This window comes from Paenarthrobacter sp., from assembly GCF_031180005.1.
GTDB lineage: Bacteria > Actinomycetota > Actinomycetes > Actinomycetales > Micrococcaceae > Arthrobacter.
This window is the reverse complement of the sequence record NZ_JAPSHI010000011.1, coordinates 1-13,859: the sequence shown is the minus strand read 5'-3', so window position 1 is coordinate 13,859 and position 13,859 is coordinate 1. Positions and strand designations below refer to the sequence as shown.

The window sequence follows — 13,859 nt, the reverse complement described above, 5'->3', positions numbered from 1 at the left end:
TCAAAGCCTGAAGTGAAACGCTAGACGGAATCGCGGATAACGATCGAGGTTGGCATTCTGGTGACGCGTTCCGCTGGTTTGCCCTCGATCAGGTTCACCAGGGTCTCGGCCATCTTCTTGCCGAGTTCAACAATCGGGTGATGCACGGTGGTGAGGGCGGGTGTCACTGAGGTAGCGAAGGAATCGTCGTCAAAACCGACCACGGCGATGTCCTCCGGGATGCGCAGGCCCCGCCCTTGGATGGCGGTGTAGGCGCCGGCGGCCATTTGGTCGTTGGCCGCGAAAACGGCGTCGATGGGCACTCCCCGATCCAGCAAACGGTGCATCGCTTTGGCGCCGGATGCCAAAGTGAAGTCACCTTCCTCCATCAAGCCCTCCCCAAGACCCGCCTCCCGCACGGCGGTCCTCCATCCGGCGAGGCGGTCGAGGCCGGGGGGCATGTCTTGCGGACCGGCAATCGTGGCAACGTTCTTTCGGCCGCTCTCGGTCAGAAGCCGGGTGACCTCGTAGGCCGCTTGCTCGTTGGCCACATCAACGTAGTAGCTCTCCTTGCCGCCTACCAGGGGGCGTCCGGCGAACACCATGGGAAGTGATCCGGAAAGATGCGTCCAGGAGTTGTCACCACTGTGGTGCGACACCACCAGGACGCCGTCCACGTTGCCTCCGAGCAGGAAGCTGCGGGTTTTTTCCGGCTTCGACTCCGAGGAGATCACCATGTTCAGCGTGTACTCGGTATCGGTGAGATAAAGGGCGATGCCTTGGACTACCGAGGCGAAGAAGGGGTCCGCAAAGACCTTGGATGTCGACTCCGGGACGATCAGTGTGACCGCATTCGCCCGGCGTTTAGCCAGGGAACGGGCGGCACGGTTTGGCGTGTAGTCGAGTGCAAGGATCGCTTTCCTCACGGACTGTGCCAGATCCGGGTCAACGCTAGGACTGTCATTGACGACGCGGGACACGGTGGCCCGCGACACCCCGGCCAAGGCAGCCACCATCTCAAGGGTGGGTACCGGCCGGGGGCCGCTGGTGTCCTGCGTCATTGTCATCTCCGGAACGTAAGAAAAGTAAGCCTCTGAAGGCTACTTTAGGCGTTCACGGTAGCGGTCGCAGATGCCTTGGCTGCCTCGATAACGCGGGAGTAAGCGAGTCCGCTGTCCTTCACCGTCCGTTCAAAGGTGTCATAGTCCACGCGAACAACCCCGAAGCGCTTGCCGTAACCCCATGACCACTCGAAGTTGTCCAGGAGCGACCAAACAAAGTAGCCGCGCACGTCGGCGCCCTGGTCGAGTGCCTCACCAACAGCTGTGATGTGGTCGAGGACGAACTGGGTCCGCTCGGCGTCGTGGACTGCTCCATCAGGACCGACGACGTCGTCGTACGCGGCGCCGTTTTCCGTGATGTACAGCGGCGGCAGCGCCGGGTACTCCTCGCCAAGGCGCACCAGGAGCTTCCGCAGACCATCCGGATTGACCTCCCAGTTCATGGCCGTTCGTGGCAGTCCGCGGCTCGGGAAGGCGATATCTTCCGAACCGATCCAGCACGACGACGTCGGGCGGGTTGCGCCGCCCGAATGACCGTCACCGTGCTCAGCAGTGGGGTGCCCGCTGATGAGGTCATCATGGTAGTGGTTGACGCCCAGGAAATCGATGGGCGCACCGATAATCTCCAGATCGCCGGGCTTTATGACGTCCCGGATGCCGAACTGTTCAAGATCGTTGAGGGTGTCCTCCGGGTAGGCACCGCGCAGGATCGGATCGAGGAAGATCCGGTTCTGCAGCGAATCGAACCGGCGCGCGGCATCGAGGTCCACGGGATCGGAAGGATCCCGCGGAATGGAGTTGCTGAGATTGAGCGTGATTCCCAATTGCTGCGCGCCGCGACTCCGTAGTTCGTTGACCACCAGGCCGTGGGCCAGGTGCTGGTGATGGATCGCCGCGACGGCTGCTTCCGGTTCCTGACGACCCGGAGCGTGCACGCCCGCCGCATAGCCGAGGAGTGACGAGCAGAACGGTTCGTTGAACGTGGTCCAGTGCTGGACGCGATCCCCCAACGCCGAGTAGACGTCGTTCGCGTAGTCGACGAAGCGGTAGGCGGTATCGCGGTTGGCCCAGCCGCCCTTCTCCTCCAGCGCCTGCGGCAAGTCCCAGTGGTAAAGCGTCAACCAAGGGAGGATTCCGGCGTCGAGCAGTTCATCCACAAGGCGGGAGTAGAAATCGAGACCCTCAGCGTTAGCGGCGCGGCCCCCCGGGCGCACGCGGGACCAGCTGGTGGAGAACCGGTAGGAATCCAGGCCCAGATCCTTCATGATCCTGACGTCCTCGGGCATGCGGTGGTAGTGCTGCACCGCGTCCTTCAGCGTCTCGCCGTTGGCAATGGCACCCGGAACGCGGGCGAAAGCATCCCACACGGAATCTTCCTTGCCGCCCTCGTGGCTGGCGCCTTCCACCTGGGCTGCGGCGGTAGCCGAGCCCCAGATGAAGCCCTTGGGCCACACCCGGTTAAAGGGGGTGGTCGCTGGGTGGTTTGTTGCTTCGAATGGCATTAGCCCTTCACTGCTCCTTGCATGATTCCGGATATGAGTTGACGTCCCGCTATGACGAAGAGGGCCAGCAGCGGAAGAGTTGCCATGACGGCGCCGGCCAGGACGATCGAATAGTCCACGTAACGGGCCGACTGCAGTTGGCTGAGCGCCGTCTGCAAGGTGGGGTTGCCGGCGTCGAGCACCAACAGGGGCCACAGGAAATCAGTCCATGCCGTCATGAACGTGAACAAGCCGAGGATGGCCATGGCCGGGCGCGCGGCAGGGAGCGCGACGTGCCAGAAGGTTGAAATCATGGACGCCCCATCCATGCGTGCCGACTCGATGAGCTCGTCCGGAATCACGTCCACCAGATACTGCCGCATGAAGAAGACACCGAACGCCGTGACAAGGGTAGGGATAACGACGGCGCCGATCTCACCTGTCCAGCCGAGCGTGCGCATCAGCATGAACAACGGGATGATGCCGAGCTGCGTCGGGATGGCCATGGTGGCGATGACAGCCACCATCAGCCAGTTGCGGCCGCGGAAGCGCAGTTTGGCGAACGCGTACCCGGCCAGGGTGGAGAACCCCACCACAGAGACCGTGATGATGCCCGAAATCAGGACGCTGTTGCCGAGCGCGAGCCAGAACGGGATGGTGTCGAAGACTTCGCCAACGTTGGTCCAGAAGTTGCCGCCCGGAAACAGCGGCGGCCAGGTCTCACCGAGGGCTTCGTTGGAGCGGCTGCCGATGATCACGGACCACCAGAGCGGGTAGGCCGAAGCCAGGAAAAAGGCGAGCAGCAGCCCATAAGTGAGGAACCCCGGCCGTCGGCCGTTGCCAAGGAGGGCCTTGCGCGTGGCCAGGGATCGGGAGGTTCGCTGAGGTGCCGGTGTTTGTGGCCGGTTTTGGGTGAGGGTCATTTCCCGCTCCTCGGGGTCTGTTCTGGTGCTGTTTCCGGTGCCGATGCCGCCGGTGCCGAAGCCGCTGGTGCCGTTACCGCCTGGGCCGGGAGGCCGGCGTCGTACGCGTTGGCGTCCGGTGCCGAAGAGCGCTTCCGACGGCGGCGGCTGGCGGCGCCGCGATCGTCACCATTGGTGGCGATACGGCGCGAGATCAGCCAGTTCACGATGCCGAAGAGCAGGATGATCAGGAACAGGAGCCAGGCGATGGTGGACGCCTTGCCGAAGTTCTGACGCTGGAAGGCCATCTCCCACAGGTACAACACGGTGGTCTGGAACTGCCGTGCCGTTCCGCCGGCAGCCACGGGATCGAAGAGTCTGGGCTCGGTGAAGATCTGCAGCCCGCCGATGGTAGCCGTGACAATGACGAACACCATGGTGGGTCGAATGCTCGGCAGGGTAATGCTGAAGAAGCGGCGGAAAGAGCCGGCGCCGTCGATTGCTGCGGACTCGTAAATATCGCGCGGTACTGACTGCATGGCGGCCAGGAGGATGAGCGCGTTGTAGCCCGTCCAACGCCAGTTCACCATGGTGGCAATGGCGATGTGGCTGGGAAGGGTGTCGTTTTTCCACATGATGGGATCGATGCCGAAGCTCGACAGGATGTTGTTGATGAGCCCGTACTGCTCCCCGAACATGTTGGTGAAGATCATGGCGACGGCCACGGGAGTGACCACGTAGGGGAGCAGGATGCTCATGCGCCAGAAGGTCTTGGCTCGCAGGTTCTGGTCCAGGACCGCGGCAATGATGGTGGCCATGATCAGCTGGGGGATGGTGGAAATCAGGAAGATGCTGACGGTGTTAAAGAGGGAGTTCCAGAAGAACCTGTCCTGCAGCACCTCAGCGAAGTTTTGGAATCCCACGAACTCTCCCTGGCCTTTGAGCAGGTGCCAGTCGAAGAGGGAGACGAAGAATGTGTAGCCCAGGGGAAACAGGCCCACCAAGGCGAACAGGATGAAGAACGGTGCGATGTAGAGGTAGGGGGAGGCCTTCATGTCAAAGACGTTCAGGCGTTGGCGGAAGGTGGGTTTCGGTTTACTGGCAGCAGGCCTGCTGACTGCCGGACGGTTCAGTGTCGTGGTCATGGAAGGTCTCAGACTCTGTGAGGGGGCCTCCGGTTGCGCCGGAGGCCCCACGGCCGGTTGCTGCTAGTTGTTGACGACGAGGTCGTTGAGGAGCTTGACGGCTTCATTCCAGGCCTCATCGGCCGTAGCCTTGCCCGAATCGAGCATCTTCAGCGCGGGACCGAAGACGTTCTCCTGGATCACGGAGTCGTGCGGGCCCTTGAACTGGGCGATGACGCCCTCGGCGCGTGATTCGAAGATGGCGCCATAGGGAGCGTTGTTGAACAGCTCGTTCGGCTTGGCGGCCTCGACGATCTTTGCCTGGGCTTCGAGGGTGCTGGGGAAGTTGTTCGCGGCGGCGGACTGCTTGATCTGCTGTTCAGGGGCGGTCAGCCATGCTGCCAGCTTGGCTGCTTCAGCAGGGTGCTTGGAGCTCTTGGGAACCGAGAGGAAAGCGCCGCCCCAGTTGGAGGCACCGCCGGGGAAGACGTCGGCTACGTCCCAGCCGCTTGCTGCCCCGCCACCTGCTGACTCGAGCTGGCCCTTGATGGTGCCGAGCATCCAAGCCGGGCATACGTGCGTTGCGAAGGAACCGTCCACGAAGGCCTTGCCATTACCCCAGTCGAATTGGGTCTGGTTGGAAGACAATCCACCGGCGGTGCCGGCAGCGAGCATGTCAAACTTTGCCCGCATGTCCTTGTTACCCTCGACGTTCAGCTTGCCGTCTTTGGTGTAGTAGCCCTCGTCCATCTGGTTGACCATGGAGTTCCAGACGAAGCCGGACTGGTCATACCAGGCCTTGCCGGTTGCTTCCTTGTACTGGCGGCCGAGCTTGAAGTATGTGTCCCAGGTTGCGTCCTTGCCGCCGAAGAGTTCGGCCACCTTTTCGCGGTCGCTCGGCAGGCCGGCAGCTTCAAAGAGCTTGCCGTTGAAGCACAATGCCTGCGGGCCGATGTCCGTGCCGTATCCGATGACGCGGCCGTCCGGGTCGGTGCCCTGCTTGAACTTCCAGTCCACCCAGTTGGCCTTGATGTCCTCGGCGCCGTGTTCCTTGAGGTCCACGAACTGGTCCGAGACCTCCATGATGGAGCCCAGCCAGCCTTCCTCGATGGCGGTGACGTCGCTAAGTCCGGAGCCTGCGGCGAGCTTGGTGAAAGCATCGGTCCGGGCGTTGGAGCCGCGGTCAATGTTGGTGGCCTCGATGGTGACGCCGGGGTTTTGCTTCTCATATTCGGCATACAGGTCGTCGTACCCGAAAGTGCCGAAGGTGGTCACGGTCAGTGTGACAGGGTTGTCGGCGCTCGCCGCCTTATCGCCTCCGCCGCTGCAGCCAGCGGCTGCGAGGGCCAGGGACGCAACGCCGGCGATGGCGCTGATTTTTCTAAGTCGCGAGAATTCCACGGTCACTCCTTTGTGTGTTCGAGCGACCGGCCGCCAATGGCGAGAGAGCGCTCTCTGGGATGTGGGACTAATGTATGTGCTGTAAGTCACGTACGTCAAGAGAGCGCTCTCTCAGCCCGTCTCTGTGTCTTCGGAAGTCAAGAGGGCGGCCCAACCCCAATCGTTCGCCGAAGGGTTAGCTCTCGGGGTTATGGAGGGTTCTTATTGCCGAAAGCTCACCCCTCGGTGGGCGCTTCCCGCTGCCCGTTCGCCGAGGGGTTAGCTCTCGGGGTTATGGAGGGTTCTTATTTGCAGGTTGCCCTTTTCGGTTCAGCGGCGCGCGGGGACATGCGCAACGACTCTGATATCGATTTGCTGTTCATCATTCATGACGGCGCTGACGATGAGCTCTATAAGCAGATTGGAAACCTGGCCGTTGACGTCTACGGTCTCACCGGCAACGATGTTCGCCCGATGATCTACGAAGCGTCCGAAGTCCGGAGCGCGCCGATATTCGACTCGATTATGAGGGAGGGCGTTCATGTTTTCGGTGACCGCAATTGGTTGTCGCGCCGCCTCCGTGATTCGGCGGCTGCCTAGTGACGGCAAGGTCAGATGCCAGCGGGAGACTTGAGGATTCGCGGGCATCCTAGTACCCCAACTGCTCCCGCAGCGCCGTGAGTTGATGCGACGATTCCACCGCTTGCTCGTGATCAACGGAAACCAGGGCCTGCACAAGCACGTCGCTCAGCACGATCGACGGCAGCGCCTCCGTGGTCATGCCCGTTGGCGTGTGCGGGGCAAGAATCACAGCATCGGCCAGGTCATGCAACGCCGATTCTGGTTCATCAGTCAGTAAGACGATGGACGCACCAACCGAGCGTGCGCGCTTAAGCAGCACTTCGACGTCGACCGTTACACGTCCCGGCGCGAAGACGACCACCACATCCTGGCTCCCAAGTTGGAGCAGATCATCCGCGAGCCGGAATCCGTCGCTGGAAATGCACCTGGCCCGCCGGCCGATCCGGTTGCAGCGCAGGGCCAGGTTGAGCGCGGCAATTCCAGATGCGCCCACGCCGTAACTGACAATTGTGGAACCCCGCATGAGAAGTTCGACGGCGGGAGCGATCGCCTCTGCGGGGTCGGCGCTGGCGGCGAGTTCCAGGCGGTCCTTGGCCTCGGACCACACGTTCTGCCAGATGTCCTCAATGCTGGCGCCCATGTGGTCGATGCGTTGCTGCATGCGGATTTCCGGCGCCACCGTTGAGGTGAAGGGGGTGGCGATGTCCCTCTTGAGCTCCTGCAGTCCTGAGTACTCCAATGACTGGACCGTGCGGACCACGGTGGCGCTGCTGGTTCCGCTTTCGGCGCCGAGCTCCTGTGCGCTCGCGTAGAGGAGCCGTTCCGGGGAGCTGTTGGTGAGGAAGGTGCTGACCGTCCGCTCGGCTTTGGAGAGCCTGTCCCAATGCTCGCGGACACGACCACGCAAATTAATCATGCCTCGATTTTTCGTAACGTCTGTTACAGAAGTCACATTGGATGTACTATTCATTCTAAAGAAGCCCTCACTTGTAACGGTTGTTCCAAAGATACCCCTTCCAACAGCGGATGACAGTGAGACCCAATCGAATGAAAGGCCCTACGGATATGAGCAACACATCCTTGCGGATCGTGGAGATCTCCGGACCTCCCCTGGAGCGGGGGAGGCAGTACGGAAACGCTGCCGCAGACCTGATCACAAAAGCCATCGATTTCTACACCGAAGCGTTCCAACAGCAGACGGGACTGACCTGGGAGCAGCTGCGCGGGCGGGCCGAGCGCTGGATGGGGCTGTGCACTGACGCAGCGCCGGATCTGGTCACGGAAATGCGCGGCATCGCCGAAGGCAGTGGCCGGGACGTCCTGGACATCATGGTGCTGAACCTTCGCGGTGAAATCATCTACGACGCTGGCTTCGCCAAGGCGCCTGAACCCGAAGAGCGCGACAACGTGGACGGGTGCACCTCTTTTGTCCTGACCGATGGTGCATCCGGTGACGGCCACATGTACGTGGGCCAAAACTGGGATTGGCGCCATGGCACACAGGACACCGTGATGATCCTGCGGGTTGTTCAGGATCCTAAGCCCACGCTGATCATGCAGGTTGAGGCAGGCCAGATTGGCCGGCACGGAGCGAACTCCGCCGGCATTGCCCTCAACGCCAACGGATTGGGCGGCCGGTTCAACGACGAACTCGGGATGCCGCAGACCTTCATCCGGCGCATGGTGCTGGATCAATCAGAACTTCCGGATGCGTTGAACACGCTCTTCCGCCAGAAGCCCCACATCGCCAGCAATGCCGTGCTGTCCCACCGTTCCGGATTCTCCATTGACGTGGAAACCACCCCGGGAAGCAACGGTTGGATGTACCCGGACACCTCCGGGGTGCTGGTGCACGGAAACCACTACGAAGCTTTCATGCCGGTACAACTGGCAGCCACCTACCGTCCTGTCTCCGTGGATTCCCTCTTCCGGGTTCCACAAGCGCGACGGGGGCTGGAACGGGTCCGCACCGCCACAAGCACCGTGCATTCCCGGGAACTCATCAAGTCCGCAATGTCAGATCACCTGGGTTACCCCGAATCTGTTTGCACGCACCCGGACGAGCGACGCCCCCGCGTCCGTCAGTGGTCCACGCTGCTCTCAAGCTGCGTGGACCTCACCACCGGCGACTACCTGGTCACCAACGGAACCCCCTGTGAACACAACTACGAACAAATGCCCTGGAACCTCTACGACGGACCTGGTTCCGCCCACGAATCCTTCAATCCCAACACTGCAGAGGTATCACTGTGAAACGCAACGATAGATTCAAGCCCTTTGCCCGGACAGGCGTCATTGCCGGTGCAGCCGCCTTCACTTTGGCGCTGAGTGCCTGCAACGCTGCAGGACCTCAGGCCCAGAGCACCCCCACTGATGTTTCCTTCGGTCCGACCACTTCGGAAGCTGCAGGCGCGATCGATTCCTTCACGTGGATGATCACCCAGGAGCCGGCGACGTTCGATCTGGACAAGGACAGCGGCACGGCTGAGAACACCATCATGTCCAACGTCTGCGAACGCCTGATGAAACTCCAGCCAGACCTGACCACCACGCCTCATCTGGCAGAGAAAGCCGAATGGACCTCGGACACCACGGTGGTGTTTACGCTCCGGAAGGACGTGACATTCCACGACGGCACGCCCATGACCGCCGATGACGTGCTCTGGAGCATGCAGCGGCACGCAGCAAAGGGCGCGGACGAATCAGATGAATACGCCAACGTCACCGGCATGGCAAAGACAGGCGACAACCAAATCACGGTCACGCTGAAACAGCGCGACGCCATCTTCCTTCAAGCCATGGCCGGCAACGGCGGAATCGTGCTGAACCAAAAGGTCGTGGAGGCTCAAGGCGCGAACTACGGGTCGCCGTCGGCTCCTGACGCCTGCTCAGGTCCCCTCAAACTTGAGAAGTGGTCGGCAGGCTCCAACATCACCCTCACCAAGGCCGGTGACTACTGGGATGCTGACAACGCTTCCCTGGCCAGCACCGTAACTTTCCGCTGGGCTGACGACAATGCGATCGTCAACGCCTTGACCAGCGGCGAAGCCCAGGGCGCCTACCTGGACAGCCCCGCCACGGCCGGACCACTGCAGAAGAGCGACAAGGTCCAGATCGCCCAAGGACCGTCCACCAACGTCTGGTCGCTCATGGCCACCGAGCGCGGAGCCTTGAAGGACGAGCGGATCCGGCAGGCATTGTCGCTGGCTCTCAACCGGGAGGGTGTAGCCCAGGCGGCATTTGGCGGGCTGGCCAAACCCTGGAAGGCGCCTGTGGGTCCGGGTGCTTGGGGATACGAAGAGCCAACCTTCAGCGCCGCTTACGAAACCTTGACTGGCGCACCCGCGCAGCCGTCCGGGGAAGACCTGGAGAAGGCGAAGAAACTGGTGCAGGAAGCCGGCGTGCCCGCTGAGCCGATCGTTGTTGCCAACAGCGGCGACTCCATCAGGAACGTCATCTCCAGTGCAGTGGTTGAAGCAGCGCAGAAGATCGGGCTGACGGCCGAAATCGTCACCATCCCGCGCCAGCAATACGGCGACTTCTACTCGGACGCATCCCTGCGTGCACAAGCAGACCTCTTCTCGGATGAGTACTACATCTCCAAGAACGACCCCGTGGGCTTCTACAAAAACGGGGCCTCCACGGCCCGGGTCAACTTTGTGAAATTCACCGGCGAGGGCTACGACGACAAGGTCAAGGAAGCCCAGGCCACCACCGACGACGCCGCTCGCGCCAAGCTCGCCATCGAACTGGAGAAGCAGTGGACCGACGCCGTGGTCTGGATTCCTGTGGCACACACACCCGCAACCATCGCCATGGCGAAAGACATCACCGGAGCACCGTCGTCGGCGTCGTTCCTCTACTACCCGTGGGCCGCGGACGTCGGCAGCAGCAAGAAGTGACGCCATGATCCGTGCAGCAACCCGCATCGCGGGAATGATCCTGACCCTGGTGGTGAGCTCGTTCGTCATCTTCGCCGCGATGTATGCGGCACCAGGGGACCCGGTCACGTTCCTGATCGGCAACCCGGAGAACATGACGCCTGAGCGCGTTGCCGAAGTGAAGGCGCAGTACAACCTGGATCAACCGCTCATTGTGCAATACGGGCTCTGGGCATCCCAGGCCTTTGTTGGCAACCTCGGTACGTCGTTCCAATATCACCAGCCAGTGGCCGAGCTGATGGCCACGCGACTTCCCGCAACCCTGGCGTTGGTGGCCATGGCATCAGTGCTGTTCATCGTGGCCGGTGTTGGCCTGGGCATTCTGTCCGCGCTCCGGCAAGGCAAGCGCACAGACTCCACCATCACCGCCGCAACCACGCTCGCAGCATCGGTTCCATCCTTCGTGATCGGCCTCCTCCTGGTGTCCATCTTCTCGGTCCAACTGGGGTGGTTTCCCGTCTCGGGCGCTGGCGAAGGGTTCTTGGACCGGCTGCACCACCTTGCGCTGCCAGCAGTGGCACTGGCCGTTGGCGCCGTCGCAATTGTCAGCCGGGTGACCCGCCAATCCATGGTGGAGCAGCTGTCCATGGACCACGTGGAGGCGGCCCGCAGCTTCGGGCTGGCGCCCGCCAAACTGATCCGCCGGCACGTCCTGCGCAACGCCTGGGGACCCATCCTGACCATGGTGGCGCTCGTGGTGGCCAGCATGCTGGCCGGAACGGTCGTCGTCGAAAGTGTCTTTGGCATTAGCGGCGTCGGCAAGCTGCTGGTGGATGCCATCAACACGCACGACTTCCCAGTGGTGCAGGCCGTGCTCCTCTACATGGTCATCACGTACATGGTGGTGACCACCCTGGTGGACCTGATCCACCCGTTGCTTGATCCGCGCATCAAGGCAAAGGACAAGAAATCATGAGCTCCCTTTCGACGTCCACGCTGGCGTCCACCCCGGTTATTGGCAGGAAGAAACGCGATGTTGCGTACCTTCTGAGCCTTGGCTTCCTCATCGTTGTGGTTGCCGCCGCTCTGCTCGCACCGTGGGTGGCCCCGTACGCCGCCAACGCCGTGGACTTCACCGCGATCTGGCAGGCGCCGGGTGCAGCGCACCTGCTCGGTACTGACCAAGTGGGCCAAGACCTGTTCTCCCGGCTCATCCACGGCGCCCGCGAATCGTTGCTCGGACCCCTTGCACTCTTGGCGCTGGCCACGGTGTTCGGGGTGACAATCGGAACTGTCGCGGCTTGGAACGGCGGCTGGATCGATGTCCTCCTGGCGCGCATCACCGACGTCATGTTCGCCTTCCCCGGGCTATTGTTCGTGGTCTTGGTCATCGCCGTCTTTGGCAAAGGACCCGCGACGGCGATTGTCGCCTTGGCGCTCGCCTACGCACCTGTGATCGCCAAGTTCACGAGGTCGCTGGCGCTGGCCGAGATGGCCCGCCCGTATGTGGATGCGTATCGCGTGCAAGGTGTGGGCGGATTCTTCCTGTGCGTCCGCTACATCATTCCCAACCTGACGCCACCGCTACTCGGCTACCTTGTGGTGCTGTTCGGTGAAGGCCTCATGAGCCTCGCGACGCTCAGCTTCCTGGGGTTCGGCGCGCAACCGCCCAGCTCCGAGTGGGGACTCATGGTCCAGGAAGGCCAGTCCGGCATCATCCAAGGCCACATCTGGCCGACGCTGGTTCCCGGCGCCGCCATCGCCGCCGTTGTGGTGGCCGTCAACGTGGTGGGCGTGCGGTTGTCCGACCGCCTGAACTCACGGTTTGAGAGGTAGGAAAATGCTGCTCGACATAGACAATCTGAGCCTCACCATCACCACGAATGGCCTCAGCCACCAAATCCTGGACCAGGTGAGTCTCTCCGTTGACGCCGGGGAAGTGGTGGGCCTGGTGGGCGAGTCCGGTTCCGGTAAGTCCACCACCGCGCGAGCCGTGCTGAGGCTGTATCCCGAAACGGCCGCCGTCGACGGTTCCATTACGGTGGGTGGGACTGAAGTCCTCTCCGCCTCCCGGGACGAGCTCCACCGCGTTCGTTCGTCCGAAGCCGCCATGATTCACCAGGACCCGCGGGCGGCGCTCAACCCGTTGCGGCGGATCGGCGACTCGCTGACAGAGCGGCTGGTCCACGTGCTGGGTGTCAGCCGTGCGGACGCTGCCGCGGCTGGGCTGGAACTCCTTGCGGCTGTGGGGATCCGGCAGCCTGAAGAGCGGATGCGCCAATACCCGCACGAGCTTTCCGGCGGCATGCTCCAGCGCGTCGTTATTGCTGCCGCCCTCACCGGACAGCCCAAGTTGCTGCTGGCGGACGAGGCCACGAGCGCTCTGGACGTGACCACCCAGGCTGAGGTTCTTGCGATCCTGCGTGACCTTCAGACGCAGCGCGGCCTGGGCGTCCTCCTCATCACCCACGACCTCCACCTGGCCGCCGCTTACTGCCACCGCGTCTATGTGATGTACCGCGGCCAGATCGTGGAGGAATTGCGGGGCAACGATCTCTTCCACGGCGCGCAACACGAATACACCCGCCGGTTGTTGTCGGCCGTTCCCGCAATCGGCCACCTCCCCAATTCAGAAAGCAGGGCATCATGAGCGAGCATGTCCTCGAGGTCGACGGGCTGCAGAAGGCGTTCCGTGTGGGTGCGGGCAACGTTGTGGCCTGCAACAACGTCAGCTTCGCCATTCCGCCGGGCGGTTCCATGGGACTGGTGGGGGAGTCGGGGTCCGGCAAGAGCACGATCGCCCGCATGTTGGTGGGCCTTGAAACGCCCGACGCCGGCACTATCCACGTGCGGGGACGGCAGCTTGGGACGCGGGAACGGGGACGTGCGGCCCGCCTGCGGCGTGCCAAGGAGATCCAAATGGTGTTCCAGGATCCGTACGGTTCCCTGGATCGCCGGCTGACCGTGGCGCAGTGCTTGGATCAGGCGATGCGGATGCATCATGTTTCTTCCGCCTCGCGGGTTGCTGGGCTGCTTGATCAGGTTGGCCTGCTGGCGAAGCATGGTGACTCCAAGCCGCACCAGCTCAGTGGTGGGCAGCGGCAGCGCGTGGCGATTGCCCGGTGCTTGGCAATTGAGCCGTCCGTGATGGTGTTGGACGAGGCTGTGTCCGCGCTGGATGTTTCGGTGCAGGCGCAGATCCTTGCCCTATTGAACGAGATCCGGGCGTCTTCCGGGATCGCGCTGTTGTTCGTGAGCCACGACCTCGCCGTGGTTTCCGAGGTCACTGACGACGTACTGGTCATGTACCGGGGATCGATCCTGGAGCAGGGTCCCACTGGCCGGGTGCTGAATGCGCCGGAGCACAGTTACACGAAGCTGCTCATTTCCTCCATGCCTGGGCCGGGGTGGGATCCGAAGGACGTGCTGCAGAGGCGGGCGGCGTTCGAGGCGGAGGTGGGGGTGTGAG

The 13,859-nt window shown here is 62.5% G+C and carries 13 protein-coding genes; 7 read left to right on the top strand and 6 right to left on the bottom strand.

Going from position 1 to position 13,859, the window contains the following annotated elements:
- Positions 1-20: 20 nt before the first annotated feature.
- The 5 genes from RIF72_RS09930 to RIF72_RS09910 form a co-directional block, all read right to left on the bottom strand.
- Positions 21-1,040: a LacI family DNA-binding transcriptional regulator gene (locus RIF72_RS09930; RefSeq protein ID WP_309074756.1), complete on the bottom strand. Its 1,020-nt coding sequence runs from the start codon at positions 1,038-1,040 to the stop codon at positions 21-23.
- 44 nt (positions 1,041-1,084) lie between these two features.
- Positions 1,085-2,542 carry a GH1 family beta-glucosidase gene (locus tag RIF72_RS09925; protein WP_309074653.1) on the bottom strand — a complete coding sequence of 486 codons (1,458 nt, stop codon included), beginning with the start codon at positions 2,540-2,542 and terminating at the stop codon, positions 1,085-1,087.
- Positions 2,542-3,444: a carbohydrate ABC transporter permease gene (locus RIF72_RS09920; RefSeq protein WP_309074652.1), complete on the bottom strand. Its 903-nt coding sequence runs from the start codon at positions 3,442-3,444 to the stop codon at positions 2,542-2,544. The genes RIF72_RS09925 and RIF72_RS09920 overlap by 1 nt, the downstream gene beginning before the upstream one ends.
- Entirely contained in the window at positions 3,441-4,568 is a 1,128-nt protein-coding gene (locus tag RIF72_RS09915; RefSeq protein ID WP_309074651.1) for a sugar ABC transporter permease, read from the bottom strand. Before RIF72_RS09915 ends, RIF72_RS09920 begins: the two co-directional genes overlap by 4 nt.
- Positions 4,569-4,631: 63 nt before the next feature.
- The gene (locus RIF72_RS09910; RefSeq protein ID WP_309074650.1) at positions 4,632-5,948 is read right to left on the bottom strand and encodes an extracellular solute-binding protein; all 1,317 of its coding nucleotides are present in this window, start codon (positions 5,946-5,948) and stop codon (positions 4,632-4,634) included.
- Positions 5,949-6,236: 288 nt separating this feature from the next.
- On the opposite strand from RIF72_RS09910, the gene RIF72_RS09905 reads away from it, so the two are divergent.
- The gene (locus tag RIF72_RS09905; protein WP_309074649.1) at positions 6,237-6,527 is read left to right on the top strand and encodes a nucleotidyltransferase domain-containing protein; all 291 of its coding nucleotides are present in this window, start codon (positions 6,237-6,239) and stop codon (positions 6,525-6,527) included.
- A 49-nt stretch (positions 6,528-6,576) separates the two neighbouring features.
- On the opposite strand, the gene RIF72_RS09900 is transcribed toward RIF72_RS09905, so the two are convergent.
- Complete coding sequence (locus tag RIF72_RS09900; protein WP_309074648.1) at positions 6,577-7,425, bottom strand: MurR/RpiR family transcriptional regulator; 849 nt, start codon at positions 7,423-7,425, stop codon at positions 6,577-6,579.
- 149 nt (positions 7,426-7,574) lie between these two features.
- Between RIF72_RS09900 and RIF72_RS09895 the strand changes: the two genes are divergently transcribed.
- Genes RIF72_RS09895 through RIF72_RS09870 form a run of 6 tightly spaced genes read left to right on the top strand, consistent with a single transcriptional unit; the run spans position 7,575 to position 13,858 of the window.
- Entirely contained in the window at positions 7,575-8,762 is a 1,188-nt protein-coding gene (locus RIF72_RS09895) for a C45 family peptidase (RefSeq protein WP_309074647.1), read from the top strand.
- Positions 8,759-10,411, top strand: a complete 1,653-nt coding sequence (locus RIF72_RS09890) for an ABC transporter substrate-binding protein (RefSeq protein WP_309074646.1) — start codon at positions 8,759-8,761, stop codon at positions 10,409-10,411. The genes RIF72_RS09895 and RIF72_RS09890 overlap by 4 nt, the downstream gene beginning before the upstream one ends.
- 4 nt (positions 10,412-10,415) lie before the next feature.
- Positions 10,416-11,366 (top strand): ABC transporter permease, encoded by a 951-nt coding sequence (locus RIF72_RS09885; RefSeq protein WP_309074645.1) that lies wholly within the window; start codon positions 10,416-10,418, stop codon positions 11,364-11,366.
- Complete coding sequence (locus RIF72_RS09880; protein WP_309074644.1) at positions 11,363-12,226, top strand: ABC transporter permease; 864 nt, start codon at positions 11,363-11,365, stop codon at positions 12,224-12,226. The genes RIF72_RS09885 and RIF72_RS09880 overlap by 4 nt, the downstream gene beginning before the upstream one ends.
- A 4-nt stretch (positions 12,227-12,230) precedes the next feature.
- Positions 12,231-13,040 (top strand): ABC transporter ATP-binding protein, encoded by an 810-nt coding sequence (locus tag RIF72_RS09875; protein ID WP_309074643.1) that lies wholly within the window; start codon positions 12,231-12,233, stop codon positions 13,038-13,040.
- Entirely contained in the window at positions 13,037-13,858 is an 822-nt protein-coding gene (locus tag RIF72_RS09870; RefSeq protein WP_309074642.1) for an ATP-binding cassette domain-containing protein, read from the top strand. The genes RIF72_RS09875 and RIF72_RS09870 overlap by 4 nt, the downstream gene beginning before the upstream one ends.
- Position 13,859: the final 1 nt, after the last annotated feature.

What these genes read in the sequence shown, in the direction of transcription:
- RIF72_RS09880 (WP_309074644.1), top strand. Translation starts at nt 11,363, where the DNA reads ATGAGCTCCCTTTCGACGTCCACGCTGGCGTCCACCCCGGTTATTGGC.
- RIF72_RS09875 (WP_309074643.1), top strand. Translation starts at nt 12,231, where the DNA reads ATGCTGCTCGACATAGACAATCTGAGCCTCACCATCACCACGAATGGC.
- RIF72_RS09915 (WP_309074651.1), bottom strand. Translation starts at nt 4,568, where the DNA reads ATGACCACGACACTGAACCGTCCGGCAGTCAGCAGGCCTGCTGCCAGT.
- RIF72_RS09920 (WP_309074652.1), bottom strand. Translation starts at nt 3,444, where the DNA reads ATGACCCTCACCCAAAACCGGCCACAAACACCGGCACCTCAGCGAACC.
- RIF72_RS09885 (WP_309074645.1), top strand. Translation starts at nt 10,416, where the DNA reads ATGATCCGTGCAGCAACCCGCATCGCGGGAATGATCCTGACCCTGGTG.
- RIF72_RS09925 (WP_309074653.1), bottom strand. Translation starts at nt 2,542, where the DNA reads ATGCCATTCGAAGCAACAAACCACCCAGCGACCACCCCCTTTAACCGG.
- RIF72_RS09930 (WP_309074756.1), bottom strand. Translation starts at nt 1,040, where the DNA reads ATGACGCAGGACACCAGCGGCCCCCGGCCGGTACCCACCCTTGAGATG.
- RIF72_RS09870 (WP_309074642.1), top strand. Translation starts at nt 13,037, where the DNA reads ATGAGCGAGCATGTCCTCGAGGTCGACGGGCTGCAGAAGGCGTTCCGT.
- RIF72_RS09895 (WP_309074647.1), top strand. Translation starts at nt 7,575, where the DNA reads ATGAGCAACACATCCTTGCGGATCGTGGAGATCTCCGGACCTCCCCTG.
- RIF72_RS09900 (WP_309074648.1), bottom strand. Translation starts at nt 7,425, where the DNA reads ATGATTAATTTGCGTGGTCGTGTCCGCGAGCATTGGGACAGGCTCTCC.